The sequence below is a fragment of the Flavobacterium fructosi genome, assembly GCF_042787335.1.
In the GTDB taxonomy this organism is placed as follows: Bacteria; Bacteroidota; Bacteroidia; order Flavobacteriales; family Flavobacteriaceae; genus Flavobacterium; species Flavobacterium fructosi.
In genome coordinates, this window is the sequence record NZ_JBHZQA010000001.1 from 498,265 (window position 1) to 520,011 (window position 21,747).

Here is a 21,747-nt window from a genome sequence, read left to right on the forward strand (position 1 = left end):
TATTATTGTAATTGTTTTTTTAAATCTTCTTCACTAATAAAACCGGAATGTTTCCATTTTACTTCTTTATTTTCATATAGTAATAAAGTAGGGAGTTCGCTGATTTTCATTTCAGAAATTAAAGTTTTATTTTCATCAGCATTCACTCTCACAATTGTTACTTTATCAGCTAGCTCTTTTTGCATTTGTAAAATATACGGAGCCATTTTTTTGCATGGAGCACACCATTCTGCATAAAAATTAATCAGTACTTTTTTGTCGGTATTTAATAGTTCACTGTATTCCTGACTGCACATTCCTATGATTTTGTCAGTTGGTTTAGACAATCCGGCGGCATCCCATTTTAGCATTCCACCTTGTAATTCGTAAATAGTGATAAAGCCTAATTCTTCTAATTTTGCTGCAGCTTGTTTGCTTCTTCCTCCGCTTTTGCAATACACAAAAACAGGTTTTGTTTTATCGTATACTGCTGCTTTTGTAACGAAATCAGTACCATTCCAATTTATATTGGTGGCATTGTCAATGTGCCCCGAGACAAATTCTTCAGGAGTCCGAACATCCAGAATTTGTGCATTTGGAGTTTTCTCGATTTTTTCAGCAAATGCTGCAGGCTCAATAGTTTTTATGTTTTTCGAAGTTTGGCCGTTACAGGATAGAATCGTAAATGATATAAGTAAAAGGAATGTAAGAGGGTACTTCATGGCAACTAAGATTTGAAATTTGTGTAGGCTAAAGTAGGTAATTTTTCAATTTTCGAATTATATAAACTATTAAATAAAAGTTATAAATTAAAAATCTTATAGCTCTGATGCGTCGATTTTACAATAGTTTCTGTGCGTTCAGGATGCGTATCTGAAATAAACAGCTGTCCAAAAGTATCGCTATTGACCATTTCAATGATTTTAGCCACTCTACTTTCATCTAATTTGTCGAATATATCATCGAAAAGCAGAATAGGTTTTACGCCACTTTGTTTTTTTAAAAATTCAAATTGAGCTAGTTTCAAAGCGATTAAAAATGATTTTTGCTGCCCCTGTGAACCAAATTTTTTGATGGGATGATTGTCGATTTCAAATGATAAATCATCTTTATGAGTTCCTACGCTTGTATAATGTAAAGCTCTATCTCTATTGACGTTTTCTGTTAAAAGCGTCAGTAAGGTGTTTTCAAATAAATGACTTTCGTATTTCAATTGCACCGTCTCCTCTGATCCAGTTATTGCTTTATGATGCACATTAAAAATAGGGATAAATTGATCGATAAATTCTTTCCTTTTTTCAAAAATATATTTGCCAAAACTATTAAGCTGCTCATTATATATAGAGAGGGTGTCATTTTCGAAAACGTGATTCAGTGCGAAATATTTCAATAAAGCATTGCGCTGACTCATTACTTTTTGGTATTGAATGAGTTGTTGCAGATAGTGGGAATTCAATTGCGAAATAACGCTGTCCATAAATTTTCGTCTCGTTTCACTTCCTTCAACAATCAAATCCGTGTCGGCAGGTGAAATAATAACTAAAGGAATAAAACCAATATGATCTGAAAATTTGTCGTAGGCTTTTCCGTTGCGTTTTAATATTTTTTTCTGTCCTTTTTTTAGGCTGCAGAGAACTTGTTCGTTTCTTTCGTTTTTTTCAAATTCCGCATCAATCACAAAAAACTCTTCACCATGTTTAATATTCTGAACGGCTAATGGATTGAAATAGCTTTTTCCGTAAGATAAATGGTAGATCGCATCAAGCACATTGGTCTTTCCAATTCCGTTTTTACCTACAAAACAATTTATTTTGGTGTCAAATTCGAAATTTGCTTCCGAAAAATTCTTATAATTGAATAGTGAAATCTTTTTTAAATACATGGGGAAGTCTTGCTGGTATTTAGAACTTTGATGTTTTTGATAAGTTTTTCAAAACGGGTGCAAATTATTGAAAAATATCGATAAAAGTGGCATTTAGAGTTTTTCTATAGTAATTATTTTGCCTTTGGAAAGAAAGAACCGCCTATAATATTTTTTTTGAATATAAAAGCATATTTTTTATGTCGGTTTGAATAAAAATTTTATTTTTGCGATTCACTAAATTAAAAATAAATGGCTACTTACAGTAAAAGAGGATATAAAGCACCAAAAGAAAAAGAAGTAAAAGATACAGTTGAAGAGGTAAAAGTTGATGAAAAAGACAGTGCAACTGCAGGTGTTTTTTCTAAACTAGATGAAACAGCGTCAAAAACGGAAGACTGGGTTGCTAGAAATCAAAAAATCATTATTGGATTAGTTGCCGGTGTTGCACTATTTACTGTTGGTTATTTAGCGTATCAAAAATTTATTGCTACGCCAAAACAAGATGAAGCTGCTAACGAAATGTTTGTTGCACAACAAAATTTCCAAAAAGCTACAGACGGAGTTGCAAGTGATTCATTGTACAAGTTGTCTCTAAATGGTTCTGAAGGTAAATTTGGGTTTATCAAAATCGCAGATGAATATTCTGGAACTGATGCTGGAAATCTAGCAAATTATTATGCAGGTATGGCTTATTTAAATACTGGAAAATATGCGGAAGCTATTGATTTTTTGAGTAAATTTAACTCAGAAGACATTGTATTGAATGCAATGGCAAAAGGTGCAATTGGAGATGCATATTCGCAACAAAATAAACCAAAAGAAGCTTTAGAAAATTATGTAAAAGCTGCTGAGGTAAACAAAAATGATTTTACAACTCCACGTTTCTTGTTGAAAGCAGGAAAAACAGCTTTGGCTTTAGGAAATAAGGAAGCGGCATTGAAATATTTTACAGATATTAAAGAGAATTATGATGCAACTCCAGAGGCTGCTTCAGTTGATGTTTTAATAGGATTGGCACAATAGTAAAAATGATATAAGATTACTGATTTAAGATTATAGATTTTTGATTTCAAAATTCTATCTTTAACATCTGAAATTAAAAATCTGAATCAAAAATCTACAATCAAATGGCTACCGTAAATAAAAACTTATCCGAGTACGATAAAAATTCAATTCCTAACGCGAAAAATTTTCGCTTTGGGATTGTTGTTTCAGAATGGAATGATTCAATTACTGAGGGACTTTATAAAGGCGCTATAGAAGCTCTTTTGGAAAACCAAGTTCCATCGCAGCATATTATTCGCTGGAATGTTCCTGGAAGTTTCGAACTGATATATGGATCAAAGAAAATGCTACAGACACAGAATGTTGATGCTGTTATTGCCATTGGATGTGTAATTCAAGGCCAAACGAAACATTTTGATTTTGTATGTGAAGGCGTAACTCAAGGAATAAAAGACTTGAATGTTCAAACGGACATTCCTGTCATTTTTTGTGTTTTGACTGATAATACTCTGCAACAATCCATTGATAGAAGTGGGGGAATTCACGGTAACAAAGGTACTGAAGCAGCTATCGCAGCCATAAAAATGGCCTATATTCGTCAACAAGCTTCGTTATCACATCAATTAGATAATCAACATTTATTGTCTTCAGGGGCTATTCAAATCGAAGAAGGGTCGCCTTTAGAATTAAAGGAATGAAGAGTATAATTTTATACTATTTTTTAAAATATAACAAAAACCTACTCTACTGGAGTAGGTTTTTTTATTAGGCATTAAATTTTTTAGATTCTCGGGATGTACAGTAGAACATTGTAATATATTATGAGAAATATAAAAGATTTAACTCAAAGAATTATTCATCTGCGTGAGCTGCTTCAAGATTAATATCAGACAAAGCAATTTCTGTTAAGGTTACATCAGCTTTTTTCTCTTCTTCGAGAGTTTTAGATAATAAAGTTGAAGCTTTATTTTCTCCCAGTGTTATTGCATAAGCATGCAATGTACCGTAGGTAGCAATTTCATAGTGTTCTACTTTTTGTGCTGCGGCAATAATTGCGGCGTCGCGCACAACTCCTATTTGCGTTTCTTCCATAATACCATCGGCTTCTTTCAGCAATCCTTCCATAGCATCACATTTTTTGCCAACTGCTTTTATACCTAAAGTTTCAAATACTTTTTCTAAACGAACAACGTGTTCCTCAGTTTCTTTCAAATGGTTTTCAAAGGCACTAATCAGTTTAGATGAAGTTGCATTTTTTGCCATTTTTGGTAACGCTTTCGTCAATGCATGTTCTGCCCAAAAGATGTCCTTTAATCCGTCTTCAAAAAAATCTCTCAGACCTCGTGCGGCATCTGGTTTTGCTTTCACAGCTCCTTTTTTAGATTCTGCTTTTACGTTTTCTTGTTTTTCATTGGTCGCTTTCATAATAGGTGTTTTTAATTATTAACTTTTTTGATATAACAAATTTAAGTTTTAAACCTGGAAAAAGATTATAGAATTTCGTTAAAAAATTTTAAAATTTAAACTTTATTAGATTGTTTATCAAATACTTAAATATTATTTGAGCCCATTCGATTTTGGTCTTTGATTTACTGTTAATCCTGGTTTTGTATGACTAGCGGGATATTTTTTAAACCAATACGCGTGAGAGTTACCTCCTTAAGTTAGTTCTTGAGGAATCCCAAGTACTACTAATTTTTAGGTTGTGAATTTTTCTTTATTAAAATCACATTAATAATAAAACCCAATAGAATTTCATTAAATTTGCTTTTTTGGTTTTAAATAAACTTCAACCCGCAATGTCGGGACTTTAAACTTCAAATATTTTTTTTTAATGTCGAGTATTATTCAATTACTTCCTGATCACGTTGCCAATCAAATTGCTGCAGGAGAAGTCGTTCAAAGACCCGCTTCTGTGGTCAAAGAATTGCTTGAAAATGCCGTAGATGCAAGAGCAACTGATATAAAACTAATTCTTAAAGATGCGGGGAAAGCATTGGTTCAGGTTATCGATAACGGTTTGGGAATGTCAGTAACAGATGCGCGTTTGTGCTTTGAACGTCATGCCACTTCCAAAATTCGTCAGGCTGAGGATCTTTTTTCTTTGCATACAAAAGGTTTTCGTGGAGAAGCATTAGCATCGATAGCAGCTATTGCGCACATGGAAATGAAAACTAAGCAGGATCAAGAAGAGTTAGGCACGCATATAGTCATTGAAGGAAGTAAGTTTGTATCACAAGATGTGGCGGTTTTGCCAAAAGGAACTTCCTTTGCAGTCAAAAATTTATTTTTTAATATTCCCGCACGTCGTAATTTTCTAAAGTCGGATACGGTAGAATATCGCCATGTTATTGATGAATTTCAACGTGTGGCTTTGGCGCACCCAAAAATACATTTTACCTTTTATCATAACGGTAGTGAAATGTTCAATTTGCCTCCTTCCACTTTAAGACAAAGAATTGTCAATGTTTTTTCGGGTAAAACAAATGAGAAATTAGTGCCCGTTCAGGAAGAAACGGAAATTATAAGTATTCAAGGCTTTGTCAGCAAACCTGAATTTGCCAAAAAGAATCGTGGGGAACAGTTTTTCTTTGTTAACGATCGATTTATTAAAAGTGGCTACTTGCATCATGCTGTTATGGCAGCTTATGACGGTATTTTGAAAGATGGAGCACAACCGAGTTATTTTTTATATTTATCGGTTCCTCCCAATACAATAGATATCAATATTCATCCCACAAAAACAGAAATTAAGTTTGATGACGAGCATGCGTTATATGCTATTTTAAGAGCTTCAATAAAACATAGTTTGGGTCAGTTTAATGTAGCGCCAGTTTTGGATTTTGACCGCGATTCTAATTTAGATACGCCTTATCATTACAAAGATTTAGAAGGCGCAACGCCAACTATTCAAGTAGATGGCAATTTCAATCCGTTTTCTGATGATAAAGTCAACAAACATTTTTCTAATTATAAGAAATCAGAACCAACAGCAAACTGGGAAAGTTTGTATGTAGGTTTAAAGCAAGATACGGACGAAATTGGTAGTATCGCTTTCGAGAATGAAGAAGTCACATCTTCTTTATTCAATGATGAAGAAGTGGATCATGCGGTACATAAAACCTATCAAATTCATAAAAAATATATTGTTTCTTCTATAAAATCTGGGATGGTAATTGTAGATCAACAAAGGGCGCATCAGCGTGTTTTGTACGAACAATTTCTTGTAAATATGACCGTTTTGCAGGCGTCGAGCCAACAGTTATTGTTTCCTTTGAACTTGTTTTTTTCATCAAGCGAAATGGAACTCATCGGGGAGTTACAATTATCACTGATGAATACTGGTTTTGTTTTTGAAGAAACAAATAAAGACCACATCGTCATTTCAGGAATTCCTGTGAATGTTACAGAGAGTGAAGTGTCAATTGTTTTGGAACAATTATTAAGTGATTTACAAGATGGAATTCCAGAAAACGGTTTCAGTCAAAATGACACGATTGCTAAATCAATGGCTAAAAGTTTAGCCGTTAAAACAGGAACCCATCTTACAGAAAAGGAACAGGAAAATTTGGTAAACGGGCTTTTTGCCTGTAAGGACCCCAATGTTTCACCATTTTATAAACCCACTTTCATCACAATGCGTGTGGAAGATTTAGACAAAAAATTTGCAGTATGAGAAACGTAACGGAAACGGTTAAGCAATTAATCATTATTAATATTTTATTCTATGTTGGAACATTGGCTTTAGGTGATGTAACGTATAAATTTTTGGCGTTATATTTTCCTGAAAACCCTAGTTTTCAATATTGGCAACCGCTTACTCACATGTTTATGCATGGTGGGCTGATGCATATCTTTTTCAATATGTTTGCTTTATATTCTTTTGGATCAGCATTGGAACAAATGTGGGGTAGCAAGAAATTCTTGTTTTTTTATGTATCCTGTGGGATAGGTGCAGCATTGTTGCATACAGGCGTTAATTACTATTATTTTCAAGACAGTTTGAATACACTATTGGCTAATGGATTTCAAAAAACACAGATCTTGCAAATTTTGAATGAAGGTAAAATAGACACAAGATGGCAGGAAATCTTATCAGTTTCTGACTTGCAAAATTTTACAAGCGCTTATTTAGGCACAGCAGTAGGTGCTTCCGGAGCTATTTATGGAGTGATAGTTGCTTTTGCTTTTATGTTTCCAAATGCCGAATTGGCATTGATGTTTATTCCTGTTCCAATAAAAGCAAAGTTTTTTGTTCCCGGTTTAGTTTTAGTAGATCTGTATTTAGGAATTTCCGGCAAATCAATTTTCGGAGGTGGAGGAATAGCTCATTTTGCACACGTTGGTGGTGCGTTATTTGGTTTTATCATAATGTGGTACTGGAAGAGAAATCAGTTCAATCAAAATCGTTGGAATTAATTTAGAAACTAGTGTCTTAGAGATAACAAAGTTTGCGAATTTTAGATAGTCCGATGAGGGATAATAAAATAAAAATAGAATTTTATATATTTACGAAATAAATTTTTTAAACGAAAAAATAAACAATGAGTATTATTGATGACTTGAAATTACAGTATAGATTAGGTGGAATTGCCCAAAGGTTGATCTATTGGAATGTGTCATGTTTTCTAATTTCATTAATTTTTTTCTATCAATTTAAGGTTGGAGCATTTGATTTTCCTTCTTGGATTGCGCTTTCTTCCGAGCCTTCTAATTTTATTTTGAAACCTTGGACTTTTCTGACGTATGCTTTTTTTCATGACGGATTTTGGCATTTGTTTTTTAATATGATGGTCTTAAATTTTTCGAGCTCTCTATTTTTGACTTTTTTCACTCCTAAACAATTTTTGGGACTGTATATATTGAGTGGTATATTTGCAGGGATCGCTTTTGTTGCGGGGTATTATTTTTTAAATTTAAGTGCTTCGATTGTAGGCGCTTCTGCCGCAATTATGGCTGTTTTGGTTGCTGCGACGACTTATCATCCTCTAATGAATGTTCGATTGTTACTTATTGGTAACGTAAAACTATGGCATATTACTTTTGTAATTGTTTTACTGGATCTAATGCAATTTAGACTGGAAAATACTGGCGGCCATATTTCTCACCTTTCAGGAGCATTGTTTGGTTTTATTTTTATTAAATTGCTTGAGAATGGAATTGATTTAAGTAAAATAGTGTCACGTGTTTTAGATTTTTTTGCAAATATTTTCACCAAATCTCCTTCCAGGCCATTCAAAAAGGTACACAAAAATTATAGCAGACCTGTTGAAAAAAGTGCTTCCAGAATCATAACAAAAGACAAAGCACAACAACAAATTGATGAAATATTAGATAAGATCAGTCAGTCTGGTTATGATAGTTTGACTAAAGAAGAAAAAGAGTTTTTATTCAAAGCAGGGAAGTAAGTTGGTAGTTTTCAGTTGCAGTAGGAATAAAAAAATAGAATAAATGAAAAACCTCTCTTGGTTCAATAAAGTAATGTTTTTTTTGAATATAGCTCTAATTGTATTAACATTTATAGCTTATGTTTTACCATTTTTGGCACCTAAATCCTTCCCGCTTTTAGCTGTTTTAACGTTATTTATGCCATTTTTTTTTATAATGAATGGGCTTTTCTTTGTTTATTGGTTCTTACAATTTAAAAAGAGAATGATTTTGTCTGGTTTGGTACTTCTGATAGGAATCACTTTTATAAATAAATTCTATAAATTTTCCTCGAAGGATTTTCCTGTAGATGAAAGGGATTTTACTGTAATGAGCTATAATGTTCGTCTTTTTAATGTATTCAAATGGATTGACAGCGATGATGTTCCTAGCGAGATTCTGTCGTTTGTGAATGAGAAAAATCCAGATATTTTATGTATTCAAGAATACTCCTCTTCAGCTAATATTGATTTTAAAGTTTATCCGCATAGATATATTTTTACCGATGGTGATAATGTCAAAACAGGGCAGGCTATTTTTTCTAAATTTCCCATTATTAACCAAGGGAGTATTGTTTTTGATAACACCACAAATGACATCATTTTTGCTGATATTAAAAAGGGAAAAGATATAATTAGGGTATATAATATGCATTTGCAGTCCTTAAAAATATCTCCTGATGTTAATGAAATCAATGAAAATATTGAGGCAATTAATCAGGATAAATCCCAAATGATGTTCAAAAGAATTAGTGTCGCTTTCAAAGAGCAACAGGAACAAGCAGAGAAGTTCATGGAACATAAGAATAAGTGTCCGTATCCCATAATAATCTGTGGAGACATGAATAACAGTGCGTTTTCCTATGTTTACAGGAGCATCAAAGGAAAACTACAAGATAGCTTTGAAGAAGCTGGTAAAGGATTTGGAGTTACCTATAAATTTAAATATTATCCGGCGAGAATTGATTATATTTTTGCAGATGATAGAATGAAAATTAAAAAATTCGAAAGTTTTCCTGACTTTATAAATTCAGATCATTTTCCTGTTATGGCTAGAATGTCATTTGAAGGAGAATGATTGCTGAACCCTATTTTATAATCAGCTCTTGTTTCTTTAAATAATCTAAAGCATACTTCCCTTCATTAAATAATAAATCAAGAACGCTAAGATTATTGATAAAACCGTATTTATCATCAAAAACCTGAGTATAACTTTCGAACAAAGAAGAATCTTTTTTCCCGTTTACTAATGCTCTGAAGTCTTTGTACTCATTTGTGTCCACCTCATGAAAGTATTCTTTAGTGGTCGTGTATTCCAGCTTCATTCGGAGACATTTAGAGACAATTTCTAACGTTTCAAAATTCAAATCTAATAAAAAAATGTGTTTTTTTTCGAAAATTGGACGGAGGTCATCTTCAAAAAATTCAAAGAATGGTGAACTTCGGTAAGCAGCTTCCAGTGATTTAAAATGTTGTTTTTGCCAATTAAAATCAGTTTCTATTTGAATGTCTTTTGTTTTTTGATGACTTTCTTTAGAATGCTTTACTGGAATATTCAAAAGCTGAATTCCATTTGGACTATAGATATACGTTCTGTTGCGATTGCTTTGTTTCTGAAAATTATCCTCTATCTCAAACACTGTGCTTTCTGATTGCGCAAGAGTAGCAAAATGACTTATCGAAGGGAAATACGTAGGGAACAACAGGGTTTTCATACAATTAGTTTTAAGTATAAAAAGTAAGGTTTAAAGTTGCGAATACAACTTTAAACCTTAGCCTTAAATTAGAAATTTTAATCTAAATATTTTTCTTCTCTTTTCTTTTTTTCCAAAAATATTCTCCAACAAAGAAGGCCACTAAACCAAGCAGAAATAATTTAAAATACGATTGTGGTTGTCCTTCACCGCTAACAGTTGTAAAAACTCTGTCCCAACGAATTTTATTTAAACCTTTGCCGTTTGTATCCCAACTCATCCATATAAAAATAGGTTTCCCTACAATATGATCTTCGGGCACGTAACCCCAATAGCGACTATCTTCTGAGTTATGACGGTTGTCTCCCATCATCCAGTAGTAATTTTGTTTGAACGTGTAATTTTTAACAATTGTTCCGTTCAGTCTTATTTCATTACCTGTTATTTTTAGGTCATTTTTTTTACCGCTATCATTCTTTTCATATTCAGTGATAATCCTTTTATAAAACGGCAAAGTTTCTGCGGTTAATGCAACCGTTTTTCCTTTTTGTGGAATATAAATTGGACCAAAATTATCACGATTCCATTTGTTGATATGAGGAAATATACCAGCTTCAACTCCTTTAGCAATTTGTCTTGTAACAGACACTATTCCGGGAACATTTTTTAATCGTTCAGCACCAGCTGCAGTAAGTGCTTTTAAGAATAAGGTATCTCTTAGTTCGCTTTTAAAACCAGCTTCGTCTGTTATATTTAAATCTTTTATTAAATATTCAAAATCGATTGGTGTTTTACCATCTAAAGCTACCGCATAAGAATATTGAGGTTTTGCTCTTTCTGGCATTACCAATATTTTGCCATCGATATACACAATTCCATCTTTTATGGACAAACTATCTCCGGGAATTCCAACACATCTTTTTACATAATTGGATTTTTTATCTACAGGTTTTAAAACATGTCTTTTAGAAGTGTCAAAAAATTTATACACGGTGTCAACCGGCCAATTGAAAACTACGATATCTGTTCTATCAATAGTTTGAAAACCGGGTAATCTCATGTACGGTAATTGAGGCCAATTTAAATACGATTTTCTTTTAGTCAAAGGAATGGAGTCATGTACCATTGGCAAAGCCACGGTGGTCATCGGAACTCTGGCTCCATAATTCATTTTGCTAACAAATAGAAAGTCGCCAATTAATAAAGATTTCTCCAGTGAAGAAGTTGGTATGGTGTAAGGTTGAATAAAATAGGTGTGCACTAAAGTAGCCACGATGACGGCAAAAAGTAATGAACTAATGGTGTCTGCTGTCTTATTTTCAGGATGTAAACTTCTGTCGGCTATGTAATCTAGTTTTTGAGTGTAATTAATGTAATAAATATAGAATCCAAAAGTAATTATTCCTAAAAAAGTATCTACACTAGATTTTTTTCCAAAACTTCTTAAGGTTTCAATCCAAATAACAGGAAACATAATCAGGTTTACAATTGGAATAAAAAGTAATACGGTCCACCAAGTCGGACGACCGATGATCTTCATTAATACAATGGCATTATATACGGGAATGGCTGCTTCCCAACGTTTTCTGCCGGCACTTTCATATAATTTCCATGTTCCTAAAAAGTGAACTATTTGTACTAATAAGAAAAATACAAACCATTGATATAAAGTCATAATTCTTTGTTTAAAGTTTATTGTTTAAGATTCACTTGAAGCCTCAAACTTGAATAATTCTATTTTAAATTTAAAACGTCTTTCATTGTAAAAACCCCGTGCTTGCCTACAATCCATTCTGCAGCAATTACAGCTCCTAGTGCAAAACCTTCACGACTGTGGGCTGTATGTTTGATTTCGATTGCATCCACTGTCGAATTATAAGTGACGGTGTGCGTTCCAGGAATAGTACCGATTCTTTTGGTTTCGATATGAATTTGATTTCGTTCTGGTTTTTCCAAAGTCCAGTTGGTGTAGGAACTATTCTCGATAACTCCTTTTGCTAAGGAAATAGCTGTTCCACTTGGTGCGTCCAGTTTTTGAGTGTGATGAATTTCTTCCATGTCAACACTATAGCTATCAAATTTTGACATTATTTTAGCTAAATATTCATTAAGTTCAAAGAAAATGTTTACACCTAAACTAAAGTTCGAACTGGATATAAACCCTCCATTTTTTGCTGCACATAATATTAACATTTCATCATAGTGTTGTAACCAACCAGTTGTTCCAGAGATTACTGGAACATTTGCATGAAAACAATTTGAAATGTTACTTACAGCAGCAGTCGGAACGCTAAAATCGATGGCAACATCTGCTTCTGAAAGTCCATCGTAAGTATTGAATTCGTCTTTTTTCAAAACGATTTCATGACCTCTTTCAAGTGCAATTCTTTCAATTACCTGGCCCATTTTTCCGTATCCTAAAAGCGCAATTTTCATTTGTTTGTTATTTATGATTAAAAAAATTAGAAAGTAAATAAATCTTGTTTTTTACTTTTTAAAAATGGTAATTAAGGGTTAGACTAACATTAGTCTTAAGTGTTACATCATTGGGGTAAATAATAGGTCTGACAGACAAGTTCTCACCTACATTAAATTGTAGTAAAGCGGCATCAACATTGGCATCAATAATATTTAATGCGTAAAAGGCTAATGTTACTAAAGCAGATAAATCACGATTTCTTTGATAAAATTTCTGGCCCGCAATCAGTCTGGCTTTGTCCAAATATGCGTAATTATCATCTGTGTATCCTTCTAATCGTCGTTTATAGGCATCTCTATATTGATGGTATTTTTTATTATTGTCAATATAAAAATAGAGACTGGTTCCAATGGCTCCATAAACAAGGGGGATTTTCCAGTATTTTTTGTTGTACGCTTGCCCCAATCCAGGCAAAACAGCCGAATAAAAGGCAGCTTTAGCGGGAGTCAAAGGATCTATGTTATTTGATTTCAAAGTGTCTTTAGCAACCAGCACCGCTTCTGTTTCCGTTTGTGCAAAAACAGTAGTGTTTCCTGCAATAAAAAGGAATAGAGCGATGAAAATGATTTTATACACTATTCGTTTATTAGTTTAATAATTCTGTTGAAGTCTTCTTCGGAATGGAATGGAATAGTGATTTTTCCTTTGCCGTTTCCAGCTACTTTTACATCTACTTTGGCACCAAAATAATTCGTAAAAGTACTTTTGTGTGAATCAGCAATTTCAAAAGAAGCCGCTTTAGGTTTACCTGCAGGTTTAGGTTTCAAACTTTCCTGATAATTTTTTACCAAAGTCTCAGTATCACGAACCGAGAGATTTTGACTTACGATTTTTTGATAAATATCCGTTTGAATATCTTGATTTTCAATATTAATTATCGCACGACCATGCCCCATACTGATGAATCCATCACGAATTCCAGTTTGGATTATTGGGTCTAATTTCAAAAGTCTTAAATAATTGGCAATCGTAGACCGTTTTTTACCCACACGTTCGCTCATTTGTTCTTGAGTCAATTGAATTTCATCGATTAAACGTTGGTACGAAAGTGCAATTTCTATTGGATCTAAATCATGACGCTGAATATTTTCCACCAATGCCATAACTAATGATTCGTTATCATTTGCGATACGAATGTAGGCGGGAACGGTAGTTAAACCAACTAAAGTAGATGCGCGAAGACGACGTTCCCCTGATATTAATTGGTATTTATTGAAGTCTAGTTTGCGTACAGTGATAGGCTGTATAACACCTAATTCCTTGATAGAAGTGGCTAATTCTCTCAATGATTCTTCATTGAAATTGCTTCTTGGCTGAAACGGATTTATTTCGATAGCATCTATTTCAAGCTCAATAATATTTCCTACAACTTTATCGGCATTTTTATCGGCAACGGATTTTATATCGTTTTCCGGATCTTTCAGTAATGCTGATAATCCTCTTCCTAAGGCTTGTTTTTTTATTGCTTTTGCCATAAAACTATTTACTGTTTTTCTTTATAACTTCTTGAGCCAGGTGCAGGTAGTTAGTAGCTCCCTTGCTGGTTGCGTCGTAGTTTATAATACTTTCGCCAAAACTAGGTGCTTCGCTCAATTTTACATTTCTTTGAATAATTGTATCAAAAACCATATCGTTGAAGTGTTTTTGAACCTCTTCTACCACTTGGTTAGATAAACGCAATCTAGAGTCAAACATCGTTAGTAGTAATCCTTCAATATCTAAATCGGCATTATGGATTTTTTGGATACTTTTTATCGTATTCAATAACTTCCCAAGACCTTCCAATGCAAAATATTCACATTGTATTGGGATGATTACGGAGTCAGCGGCAGTCAAAGCATTTAGCGTCAACAATCCAAGTGATGGAGCGCAATCTATAATGATAAAATCATAGTCATCTTTAACGCTTTCCAATGCTTTTTTTAGCATATATTCCCTATTTTCTTTATCGACCAATTCGATTTCGATGGCAACAAGATCAATATGGGATGGGATAACGTCTACATTTGGAGCGGAACATTTTATGATGGCCTCTTTCGGGGTATGACTGTGTTCTAAAATTTGGTAGGTTCCTATTTCAACGTTTTCTACATCAATACCTAAGCCAGAACTGGCATTTGCTTGAGGATCTGCATCTATTAGTAAAACTCTTTTTTCTAAAACACCTAATGAAGCAGCAAGATTTACAGACGTTGTAGTCTTTCCAACTCCACCTTTTTGATTAGCAATCGCAATGATTTTGCCCATTTATTTTTCTAAATTTTGAACCGTAAAAATACAATTATTTATGGTTTCTAAAAATCTATTTTGTTAACATTTGTTAAAGCTTGATTCCTTGCTATTTGGCCTATTCTCATTTTTTAAATTGAGGTCGTTTTTCGAAGCTGTTCCAACTGTTCGTCTCAATCTCGATACTTCAGGAATTGAGTGATAAGCTTTTTTCTATTGCCATAAAAGGAGATTCCTTTGGTCGTTCTTTTCTGTCAGGAAAAAATTAGCTTATGGCTCGGTGAAGCTTTCCTCTACAATTTGTGCTAGGAAAGTAGAGATTTGAGATGGAGAGGTGGTTAATTTTATTGCTTGTGGTTGCAATCGTATTTTAGTGTAGAACTTAATAATATGCTCTTTTTTAAAAATGCGATTGATCAATCATTTTTATGCATAAAAAAAGCCGAACAGAAATGTTCGGCTTTTGGTCGGGGTGGCAGGATTCGAACCTGCGGCCTCCTGCTCCCAAAGCAGGCGCGATAACCGAGCTACGCTACACCCCGTAACGCGAGTGCAAATATAAAACTAATTTTGAGACTAACAAGCGATATTGATAAATAGGAGAATATTATTTGGGAATAAGTAAAAATGATGTTTTTTTAGCCGTATTTTTTATTAAAAAACTACATTTGTAACTTCAAAAATGTAATAAAATCTTACCATGTCAGATACAATCGAAAAAATTAAATGTCTTATTATAGGTTCTGGACCAGCAGGTTATACTGCTGCGATTTATGCTGCCAGAGCAAATATGAATCCAGTTTTATATCAAGGAATGCAGCCAGGAGGTCAATTGACTACAACTAACGAAGTCGAAAATTGGCCTGGAAATCCTGAAGGAATAACTGGTCCGGAAATGATGGTGGGGTTACAGGCACAAGCACAACGTTTTGGAACGGATGTGCGTGATGGTTGGGCTACCAAAGTTGATTTTTCCGGGGATATTCATAAAGTATGGATCAATGGAACTAAAGAATTGCATTGCGAAACAGTAATTATTTCTACAGGAGCATCTGCTAAATATTTGGGGATTCCATCAGAGCAGCATTATTTGAAAATGGGCGGCGGAGTTTCGGCATGTGCAGTTTGTGATGGGTTTTTCTATAGAAACCAAGAAGTTGTAATAGTTGGGGCAGGGGATTCTGCTTGTGAGGAAGCACATTATTTGTCAAAACTTTGTAAAAAAGTAACGATGTTAGTGCGCAGCGAAAAATTCAGAGCTTCAAAAATTATGGAAGAACGTGTTCGTAAAACAGAGAATATTACCATATTAATGAATCACGATACCGTTGAAGTTTTAGGAGATGAACAAGTAGTTACAGGTGTAAAAGCATTAAATAAAACAACGGGTGAAACTTTCGATATAGAAGCAACTGGTTTCTTTGTCGCTATTGGACACAAACCTAATACAGATATTTTTAATGAGTTTATCACATTAGATGAAACGGGATATATAGTTAATACGCCTGGAACTTCAAAAACAAATGTTACCGGTGTTTTTGTTGCCGGTGATGCCGCAGATCATGTGTATCGTCAAGCGATAACTGCTGCTGGAACAGGTTGTATGGCTGCATTGGATGCGGAAAGATATTTAGCTTCTAAAGAATAATGGACTTAGAAATTTTTTCAATAGAAAAAAGCCCTGATTTGTAAAAAATCAGGGCTTTTTTTTTAGGAATTTTTTAGGAAATTAATTTAGTCTAATTTTGACCGTTTCTTTAGGACAGAGGAGAAGATTTCTTAATTTATTTTTTTGAATAGTTTTGCTTCGCCACTAAATTGACGCATTTCTATTTTTGGCGATCCCAAAAGCTGTATTTCCGACTTATCGGCTGCATCAATAATGACGTTTGTCTCTATAAATAGGCTGCAATTGGTATATCTTTCTGTAATTATTTCAGCATCTTTTGCAATTAGTTTATTCCCGGTTAAAGTTGAATTATTGTCTAATCGGATTATTGCTTTAGTGGCGTTACCTTCTAGGGTTGCATTGGATTTTTGATATAAATCAACTTTTAAATCAAAAGTGGTAAGTAAAGATTTTAATACTGCATTTTTGCTCAATTGTATCGTAGTTTTTTCCGATTTGAGATTGAGTTCTGTTTTTGATTTGTCATCTGCCTGCAAGATGAAGTTTTTAGAATTGACATTTAAAAAAAGCTTAGAATAGTCGAAGGTTTTAAAAGTGATTTCATCCAACTGAATTTGTTCTATTGCATTTATAGTTGCCTCATTTTTTGATGTTACCAGATTTAAATCGCTATTGTAGGTTACTCTTACAATTAATTTTTTATAATTTACCGCTTCTTTTGAAGTATAAATGCGAAGTGTGTTGTCTTTTAAATCAAAAGAAATAATATCATGAAGATTATCGTCGGCTTCAATTTTTATAGTGTTTTTTTCTCCTCGCTCTAGGTTCACTTCAATGTTATCTTCCACTTCCAACGCTTGGAAATTATTCACTTCCTTGTTTTCGATAGTTACTATTCTGGATCCTTTTATTTTGTCTTTCTTCTGTGCCAAAGTTAAAGTGGTAGACAGTATTAGTAGGAATATCGTTATATTGTTTTTCATTTTGAATTTTGATTAATGTTTTACAAATATAAAAAAATCATCCACTTTTGATGAATGATTTATTTTGTTTTTGATAAAAAGGAAACTCTTACGTTTTACTGATACTGGCTCCTGAACTTTCTTCTTTAGTAATCTTTTTTGGAATAATGTCATAATTAATGTCAGAACCGCTAGAGGCTTTCGCATTCAAACTTACCAAGGGATGAACCGATATTGAACTTCCGCTCGACGAGTTGGCTGTTATATCATTTGCCAATAACCCTTTTGCATCTATTTCGCTTCCACTTGAAGATGTTGTTTCCAGTTTTAACGCTTTTCCACTAATTGTAATTGTGCTGCCGCTACTTGTTTCGCAAATAACAGAGTCGGTTTCTAAATTTACATTTATAGAGCCTGCACTCGAGGCTTCCAAGCTAATGTTTTCTCCTTTAAGTGTGCTTGTACTTTTAATTGTTGAACTACTGGAGGCTTCTAGTTTATCAATAAGTGGCATTTTTACAATTACTTTTTTTGATTTAATGTTAATAAAAGAATTGTAATCACAGGAGATTATGAGTACACCATTTTCTACTTTAGTGATGATTTCTTTTTGCAAATTGTCATCGGCTTCAACAGTGATTTCCGTTTTGTCAGATTGTTCAATGACAAGATCTATGGCATTGCTGACTTCTACACTTTTGAAATCTCCCATTACAATTCTCTTTTCAGTTGTAACGTGACCATTTCCTCTTATTGATTTCATGTTTGCTGAAAAGTTGCAGGAGGCAAATAGTAAGGCAATTAGAGTTACAATAATAAATTTGGTGATTATTGTGATGATTTTTATCATGGCTATTTGGTTTTAATGATAATACCGTCTTTGTTTATTTTTAATTCTTTAAAATCTTTTTTCGAATTGCTGATGGTATCTCCTTTTACAGTAACACCATCTTCATTAATTATAACTGATGTTTGCGTGCTATCATTTTCTGTATCGACATCATCAAATTCATTTTCATCGGCAGGACAATTCAAACATTTTACTTTTGAACCTAGTACTTTGTATACATAGTTATCAGAACTATAATGTAAGTTGAAGAATGAATCATCAGATCTGTCATAATCCTGAACAGAAGAGTCAGGTTTTAATAAAGTTCCTTCAGGTAAATATAAGAAGATTTCCACTTCCTGATCACGAAATTTATTGCTTACTTCAGTCAGTAAATAATTATCTAAAATTAAATGATTTCCTTCAATTTTAATTGCATATTTTATTTTTTCGGCTCTTAATTTAGCGGCTTGGAATGATTTTCCTCTTGCCATTTTTTCAATCTGAATGAATGGTAATTTCTCATCAGTGCGTAAAATTTGCAATCTTACATTGTTTGAATAAATTAATTCAGTGTTTGAGGAGTCTTGTACAAACTTGAAGGTTTCCCTGTCATTAATGTCCTTAGTGTAATAATCGTTGTATCGGAATTTCACTAATAAGGTATCATTTGGCATCAAATTAATAGTTTCTTTTTTTACTGTTTTTCCTTCAAATGCCACTTCAGACGCTTGTTTGATTCCAATTGAAATTAGAATGGCGATGGCAATTAACCAAAGTGCTAATAATGTGTATTTTGCAATGTTTCCTATAGACCTGATAGTTGGGGATAATAATTTAAAACCTAAAAGAGTCAAGAAAAAGAATGGAATTCCAACAGCAAAGAACATCAATAGTCCAAAAGACCAGATCGGATAATCAGTAAAATTCCCCGCTTCAATGAAACTTCTCCATGGCACATCAATAAAGTTAGAAGAACCTAAAGTAAAAACAGCTATCAGTAATGAAAATAAAGTTGCAATTCCGGCAATAATCAAAATTACTCCAAGGAATTTTGCAAAAATTTTGAAAACGTTCATTATAAAATCACCTAAAGAACTTCCTATTTTATTGGCGCTCGTTTTAATTTGATTGCCATATTTGTCGTAATCTGCATTTTTTATTTTATCAGAAACATTTTCAAACTCTTCTCTTACTTTTTTTTCGATGTTTGAAATGGTAACCGGCTCGCCTCTCATTTCTAGTTTTTCAGCAGTTGTCGTTGCTTCTGGCATTACAATCCACAGAATGATATAAGCTAAAACACCGGATCCAAATACAAAAACCATCAACAAAAGAAAAATTCGAAGCCAAACTTTGTCTATTCCAAAATAATGTCCCAATCCTGCAAGAACACCACCAATCATTCCGTTTTCAGTGTCTCGGTAAAGCTTTTTGATTCTTTTAGAGTCAGCATTATAGGTTTGTGAAGTGTGGCTGTCTTCTTCGATTATATAATCTTCAGGTTGGCCCATCACAGCAATAACTTCATCTACGTCTTTCAAACTAATAACATGTTTATCGCTTTTTTGTTTTTCGGTCAATAATTCCGAAACACGCATTTCAATATCCTTGATGATTTCTTCTTGTCCTGATGATTTAGAAAGAGAACGTTTTATAGCGTCAAAATAACGCGTCATTTTTTGGTATGCATCTTCATCAATATGAAAGAACATTCCGCCTAAGTTAATATTTACAGTCTTGTTCATGGCTATTATTTTTGGTTTGTGATTAGGTTTACAGCATCAGACAATTCAGTCCAAGTGCCATTAAGTTCGTTTAAAAATGTTTGTCCTATTTCGGTTAGACCATAGTATTTTCTAGGTGGCCCCGAGGTTGATTCTTCCCAACGGTAGTTTAGTAATCCGTCATTTTTTAATCGGGTAAGCAGCGGATAAATCGTTCCCTCCACGACTAATAATTTTGCGTTTTTCAAAGTGTCTAATATTTCCGACGTGTATGCATCTTTTTCTTTTAATACGGATAGGATGCAAAACTCGAGAACACCTTTACGCATCTGGGCTTTTGTGTTTTCAATGTTCATAATTCGTTTTTTTTGATTTTTTGTTAATTAAACTATTCATTTTTTGATTGATAATTGATGATTTTTTTTGCTTCTGTTTATTTTATAAAAGGGATGGTTAAAGGATATTGGTATTTTTCTCCATTTGATGTTTTGATTGCAGCATAAATAATTAAGAAAAATTCCGCGACTTTCAAGAGAACAAAAATAAGAACGGCAACCAGACCAACTGTAATTATTTCGATGTTATTTTCGAAATTGAAATCTGTAAAAACAAAATCGTGATGATTCATCATTGAATTAAAAGATATATTATTAAATACAGTGAAGATAAAAATTGGAACTGCAATCATAATTAAAGTCAAAGAATATAACAATAAACTCAGTTGAAAATTAAGTACTTGTTTACCATGAAAGTCTACAAACTCAGATTTATCTTTTTTTGATGACCAAATCAATATTGGAAAAATGTAATTTCCAAAAGGAAAAAAATATTGAGTTAATGTACTTAAATGTGTAAATGTTGCTGTGTTTTTGTCGCTGGTTGTTTCCATTTTTTTGTTTTTTGATTGATGATTGAAAATCCAAGGTTCTTGAATATTTAGGTTGCCTAGTAATTTCTTATGCAAATATATATCTAAAAGAAAGTATCTTGTATCGCATAGTACCAAATATTAACAAAATATTAACAAATATTTTTTATATGTACGCATAGTATTTTTTTGTACATTAGCAAAAAAACCACTGAAAATGAGACTTACAGCTTCTAAACTCAATAAATTTTTATTATTCAAACTACCGGCGGCATTTATATGCGGAGTACGGGTGAAGGAAATAGACGAAAATAAATGCGTAGTGTCAGTTAAACATCGATGGATTAACCAAAATCCGTTTAATTCGATGTATTTTGCGGTACAAGCCATGGCCGCAGAGTTGTCAACGGGTGCTTTAGTGATGTTTCAAATTCAAAAAAGCGGAAGAAAAATCTCTATGTTAGTGGCTAATAATAAAGGAAATTTTACTAAGAAAGCAACGGGAAGGATTACTTTTACTTGTAATGATGGACATTTAATCGAAGAAGCAATACGAAATACAATTGCAACGAGCGAGGGGCAAACCTTCTGGATGCGATCTATTGGGATTGATGAAAAAGGAATCCAAGTATCCGAAATGGATTTTGAATGGAGCGTAAGAGTTAAATAAAACGGAGGTTATAATTGTACGATTAGAATCTCAATCTAAATAAAAATGCCTCTAAATTTAGAGGCATTTTTATTAAAACAATAGTTATGCTTTTTTAGCACAGCATTTTTTTCCTTCGACTTTAGCCATAGTGGCATCACATTTTTTACCTTGTGCTTGAGCCATTTTTGCATCACACTTTTTGCCGTCGGCTTTGCATTTTGCTTGACATTTTTCTACTTCTGCTGCAGTCATAGCTTTTATATTAGAATCTGCTTTAGCGCAGCATGATTCTTTTTTAGCTTTTTCTTTTACGTCCGGCTTAACTTCTTGTGCGCCAACATTAATTGTAAATAAAGCTATAGCTAAAAGAATACCTGTTTTTTTCATTTTATTAAAATTAAAA

23 protein-coding genes and 1 tRNA gene are annotated in these 21,747 nt (G+C 33.2%); 8 read left to right on the forward strand and 16 right to left on the reverse strand.

The features are described 5' to 3' along the window. Nucleotides 1-2: 2 nt before the first annotated feature. Both ACFX5D_RS02245 and recF read right to left on the reverse strand, forming a co-directional pair. Nucleotides 3-701 carry a thioredoxin domain-containing protein gene (locus ACFX5D_RS02245; protein WP_379856638.1) on the reverse strand — a complete coding sequence of 233 codons (699 nt, stop codon included), beginning with the start codon at nt 699-701 and terminating at the stop codon, nt 3-5. A gap of 80 nt (nt 702-781) precedes the next feature. After that, nucleotides 782-1,861 carry a DNA replication/repair protein RecF gene (recF, locus tag ACFX5D_RS02250; RefSeq protein WP_379856639.1) on the reverse strand — a complete coding sequence of 360 codons (1,080 nt, stop codon included), beginning with the start codon at nt 1,859-1,861 and terminating at the stop codon, nt 782-784. Nucleotides 1,862-2,092: 231 nt separating this feature from the next. On the opposite strand from recF, the gene ACFX5D_RS02255 reads away from it, so the two are divergent. Then, nucleotides 2,093-2,866: a tetratricopeptide repeat protein gene (locus ACFX5D_RS02255; protein ID WP_379856640.1), complete on the forward strand. Its 774-nt coding sequence runs from the start codon at nt 2,093-2,095 to the stop codon at nt 2,864-2,866. Nucleotides 2,867-2,970: 104 nt separating this feature from the next. Beyond that, entirely contained in the window at nt 2,971-3,546 is a 576-nt protein-coding gene (gene ribH / locus ACFX5D_RS02260) for a 6,7-dimethyl-8-ribityllumazine synthase (protein WP_379856641.1), read from the forward strand. Between the two features lie 154 nt (nt 3,547-3,700). Here ribH and ACFX5D_RS02265 read toward each other — a convergent pair whose 3' ends face one another. Continuing rightward, entirely contained in the window at nt 3,701-4,273 is a 573-nt protein-coding gene (locus ACFX5D_RS02265) for a YciE/YciF ferroxidase family protein (RefSeq protein ID WP_379856642.1), read from the reverse strand. Nucleotides 4,274-4,682: 409 nt separating this feature from the next. Between ACFX5D_RS02265 and mutL the strand changes: the two genes are divergently transcribed. The 4 genes from mutL (at nt 4,683) to ACFX5D_RS02285 (ending at nt 9,352) form a co-directional block, all read left to right on the forward strand. Then, the gene (gene mutL / locus ACFX5D_RS02270; RefSeq protein ID WP_379856643.1) at nt 4,683-6,524 is read left to right on the forward strand and encodes a DNA mismatch repair endonuclease MutL; all 1,842 of its coding nucleotides are present in this window, start codon (nt 4,683-4,685) and stop codon (nt 6,522-6,524) included. Further along, entirely contained in the window at nt 6,521-7,267 is a 747-nt protein-coding gene (locus ACFX5D_RS02275) for a rhomboid family intramembrane serine protease (protein ID WP_379856644.1), read from the forward strand. The genes mutL and ACFX5D_RS02275 overlap by 4 nt, the downstream gene beginning before the upstream one ends. A gap of 125 nt (nt 7,268-7,392) precedes the next feature. After that, nucleotides 7,393-8,256, forward strand: a complete 864-nt coding sequence (locus ACFX5D_RS02280) for a rhomboid family intramembrane serine protease (RefSeq protein ID WP_379856645.1) — start codon at nt 7,393-7,395, stop codon at nt 8,254-8,256. A 43-nt stretch (nt 8,257-8,299) separates the two neighbouring features. Next, nucleotides 8,300-9,352: an endonuclease/exonuclease/phosphatase family protein gene (locus ACFX5D_RS02285; protein ID WP_379856646.1), complete on the forward strand. Its 1,053-nt coding sequence runs from the start codon at nt 8,300-8,302 to the stop codon at nt 9,350-9,352. Nucleotides 9,353-9,362: 10 nt separating this feature from the next. Here the strand turns inward: ACFX5D_RS02285 and ACFX5D_RS02290 are convergent, their stop codons facing one another. The 7 genes from ACFX5D_RS02290 to ACFX5D_RS02320 all read right to left on the reverse strand — a co-directional run bounded on the left by ACFX5D_RS02290 (nt 9,363) and on the right by ACFX5D_RS02320 (nt 15,218). Continuing rightward, the gene (locus tag ACFX5D_RS02290) at nt 9,363-9,989 is read right to left on the reverse strand and encodes a WbqC family protein (protein WP_379856647.1); all 627 of its coding nucleotides are present in this window, start codon (nt 9,987-9,989) and stop codon (nt 9,363-9,365) included. 82 nt (nt 9,990-10,071) lie between these two features. Continuing rightward, nucleotides 10,072-11,643, reverse strand: a complete 1,572-nt coding sequence (lepB, locus tag ACFX5D_RS02295) for a signal peptidase I (RefSeq protein WP_379856648.1) — start codon at nt 11,641-11,643, stop codon at nt 10,072-10,074. 59 nt (nt 11,644-11,702) lie between these two features. Then, entirely contained in the window at nt 11,703-12,404 is a 702-nt protein-coding gene (dapB, locus tag ACFX5D_RS02300) for a 4-hydroxy-tetrahydrodipicolinate reductase (RefSeq protein ID WP_379856649.1), read from the reverse strand. Between the two features lie 58 nt (nt 12,405-12,462). After that, a complete protein-coding gene (locus ACFX5D_RS02305; RefSeq protein WP_379856650.1) occupies nt 12,463-13,023 on the reverse strand; it encodes a DUF5683 domain-containing protein in 561 nt (186 codons plus the stop codon). Further along, a complete protein-coding gene (locus ACFX5D_RS02310; protein WP_379856651.1) occupies nt 13,023-13,922 on the reverse strand; it encodes a ParB/RepB/Spo0J family partition protein in 900 nt (299 codons plus the stop codon). The genes ACFX5D_RS02305 and ACFX5D_RS02310 overlap by 1 nt, the downstream gene beginning before the upstream one ends. 4 nt (nt 13,923-13,926) lie before the next feature. After that, nucleotides 13,927-14,694 carry a ParA family protein gene (locus tag ACFX5D_RS02315; protein WP_073210141.1) on the reverse strand — a complete coding sequence of 256 codons (768 nt, stop codon included), beginning with the start codon at nt 14,692-14,694 and terminating at the stop codon, nt 13,927-13,929. 446 nt (nt 14,695-15,140) lie between these two features. Continuing rightward, a tRNA-Pro gene (locus tag ACFX5D_RS02320) sits at nt 15,141-15,218 on the reverse strand. A 158-nt stretch (nt 15,219-15,376) separates the two neighbouring features. Here ACFX5D_RS02320 and trxB point away from each other — a divergent pair. Continuing rightward, the gene (gene trxB / locus ACFX5D_RS02325; RefSeq protein ID WP_379856652.1) at nt 15,377-16,324 is read left to right on the forward strand and encodes a thioredoxin-disulfide reductase; all 948 of its coding nucleotides are present in this window, start codon (nt 15,377-15,379) and stop codon (nt 16,322-16,324) included. A gap of 131 nt (nt 16,325-16,455) precedes the next feature. Here the strand turns inward: trxB and ACFX5D_RS02330 are convergent, their stop codons facing one another. The 5 genes from ACFX5D_RS02330 to ACFX5D_RS02350 form a co-directional block, all read right to left on the reverse strand. Next, the gene (locus ACFX5D_RS02330; RefSeq protein ID WP_379856653.1) at nt 16,456-17,289 is read right to left on the reverse strand and encodes a GIN domain-containing protein; all 834 of its coding nucleotides are present in this window, start codon (nt 17,287-17,289) and stop codon (nt 16,456-16,458) included. 88 nt (nt 17,290-17,377) lie between these two features. Further along, nucleotides 17,378-18,118, reverse strand: coding sequence for a head GIN domain-containing protein (locus ACFX5D_RS02335; protein WP_379856654.1), 741 nt, complete (start codon nt 18,116-18,118; stop codon nt 17,378-17,380). Between the two features lie 2 nt (nt 18,119-18,120). Next, a complete protein-coding gene (locus tag ACFX5D_RS02340; RefSeq protein WP_379856655.1) occupies nt 18,121-19,845 on the reverse strand; it encodes a PspC domain-containing protein in 1,725 nt (574 codons plus the stop codon). Nucleotides 19,846-19,850: 5 nt separating this feature from the next. Next, on the reverse strand, nt 19,851-20,180 hold the full coding sequence (locus ACFX5D_RS02345; RefSeq protein ID WP_073210148.1) for a PadR family transcriptional regulator: 330 nt from the start codon (nt 20,178-20,180) through the stop codon (nt 19,851-19,853). Between the two features lie 77 nt (nt 20,181-20,257). Next, nucleotides 20,258-20,713 carry a DUF4870 domain-containing protein gene (locus ACFX5D_RS02350; protein WP_379856656.1) on the reverse strand — a complete coding sequence of 152 codons (456 nt, stop codon included), beginning with the start codon at nt 20,711-20,713 and terminating at the stop codon, nt 20,258-20,260. 196 nt (nt 20,714-20,909) lie between these two features. On the opposite strand from ACFX5D_RS02350, the gene ACFX5D_RS02355 reads away from it, so the two are divergent. Then, nucleotides 20,910-21,362, forward strand: coding sequence for a DUF4442 domain-containing protein (locus tag ACFX5D_RS02355; protein WP_379856657.1), 453 nt, complete (start codon nt 20,910-20,912; stop codon nt 21,360-21,362). Between the two features lie 84 nt (nt 21,363-21,446). Here ACFX5D_RS02355 and ACFX5D_RS02360 read toward each other — a convergent pair whose 3' ends face one another. Then, on the reverse strand, nt 21,447-21,731 hold the full coding sequence (locus ACFX5D_RS02360) for a hypothetical protein (RefSeq protein ID WP_379856658.1): 285 nt from the start codon (nt 21,729-21,731) through the stop codon (nt 21,447-21,449). Nucleotides 21,732-21,747: the final 16 nt, after the last annotated feature.

Bases quoted from the DNA above. Each gene is read 5' to 3' on its own strand.
- mutL (WP_379856643.1), top strand. From the start codon at position 4,683: ATGTCGAGTATTATTCAATTACTTCCTGATCACGTTGCCAATCAAATT.
- ACFX5D_RS02285 (WP_379856646.1), top strand. From the start codon at position 8,300: ATGAAAAACCTCTCTTGGTTCAATAAAGTAATGTTTTTTTTGAATATA.
- ACFX5D_RS02280 (WP_379856645.1), top strand. From the start codon at position 7,393: ATGAGTATTATTGATGACTTGAAATTACAGTATAGATTAGGTGGAATT.
- ACFX5D_RS02345 (WP_073210148.1), bottom strand. From the start codon at position 20,180: ATGAACATTGAAAACACAAAAGCCCAGATGCGTAAAGGTGTTCTCGAG.
- ribH (WP_379856641.1), top strand. From the start codon at position 2,971: ATGGCTACCGTAAATAAAAACTTATCCGAGTACGATAAAAATTCAATT.
- lepB (WP_379856648.1), bottom strand. From the start codon at position 11,643: ATGACTTTATATCAATGGTTTGTATTTTTCTTATTAGTACAAATAGTT.
- recF (WP_379856639.1), bottom strand. From the start codon at position 1,861: ATGTATTTAAAAAAGATTTCACTATTCAATTATAAGAATTTTTCGGAA.
- ACFX5D_RS02360 (WP_379856658.1), bottom strand. From the start codon at position 21,731: ATGAAAAAAACAGGTATTCTTTTAGCTATAGCTTTATTTACAATTAAT.
- ACFX5D_RS02315 (WP_073210141.1), bottom strand. From the start codon at position 14,694: ATGGGCAAAATCATTGCGATTGCTAATCAAAAAGGTGGAGTTGGAAAG.
- ACFX5D_RS02255 (WP_379856640.1), top strand. From the start codon at position 2,093: ATGGCTACTTACAGTAAAAGAGGATATAAAGCACCAAAAGAAAAAGAA.
- ACFX5D_RS02350 (WP_379856656.1), bottom strand. From the start codon at position 20,713: ATGGAAACAACCAGCGACAAAAACACAGCAACATTTACACATTTAAGT.
- ACFX5D_RS02335 (WP_379856654.1), bottom strand. From the start codon at position 18,118: ATGATAAAAATCATCACAATAATCACCAAATTTATTATTGTAACTCTA.
- ACFX5D_RS02245 (WP_379856638.1), bottom strand. From the start codon at position 701: ATGAAGTACCCTCTTACATTCCTTTTACTTATATCATTTACGATTCTA.
- ACFX5D_RS02265 (WP_379856642.1), bottom strand. From the start codon at position 4,273: ATGAAAGCGACCAATGAAAAACAAGAAAACGTAAAAGCAGAATCTAAA.
- trxB (WP_379856652.1), top strand. From the start codon at position 15,377: ATGTCAGATACAATCGAAAAAATTAAATGTCTTATTATAGGTTCTGGA.
- ACFX5D_RS02340 (WP_379856655.1), bottom strand. From the start codon at position 19,845: ATGAACAAGACTGTAAATATTAACTTAGGCGGAATGTTCTTTCATATT.
- ACFX5D_RS02310 (WP_379856651.1), bottom strand. From the start codon at position 13,922: ATGGCAAAAGCAATAAAAAAACAAGCCTTAGGAAGAGGATTATCAGCA.
- ACFX5D_RS02290 (WP_379856647.1), bottom strand. From the start codon at position 9,989: ATGAAAACCCTGTTGTTCCCTACGTATTTCCCTTCGATAAGTCATTTT.
- dapB (WP_379856649.1), bottom strand. From the start codon at position 12,404: ATGAAAATTGCGCTTTTAGGATACGGAAAAATGGGCCAGGTAATTGAA.
- ACFX5D_RS02275 (WP_379856644.1), top strand. From the start codon at position 6,521: ATGAGAAACGTAACGGAAACGGTTAAGCAATTAATCATTATTAATATT.
- ACFX5D_RS02355 (WP_379856657.1), top strand. From the start codon at position 20,910: ATGAGACTTACAGCTTCTAAACTCAATAAATTTTTATTATTCAAACTA.
- ACFX5D_RS02330 (WP_379856653.1), bottom strand. From the start codon at position 17,289: ATGAAAAACAATATAACGATATTCCTACTAATACTGTCTACCACTTTA.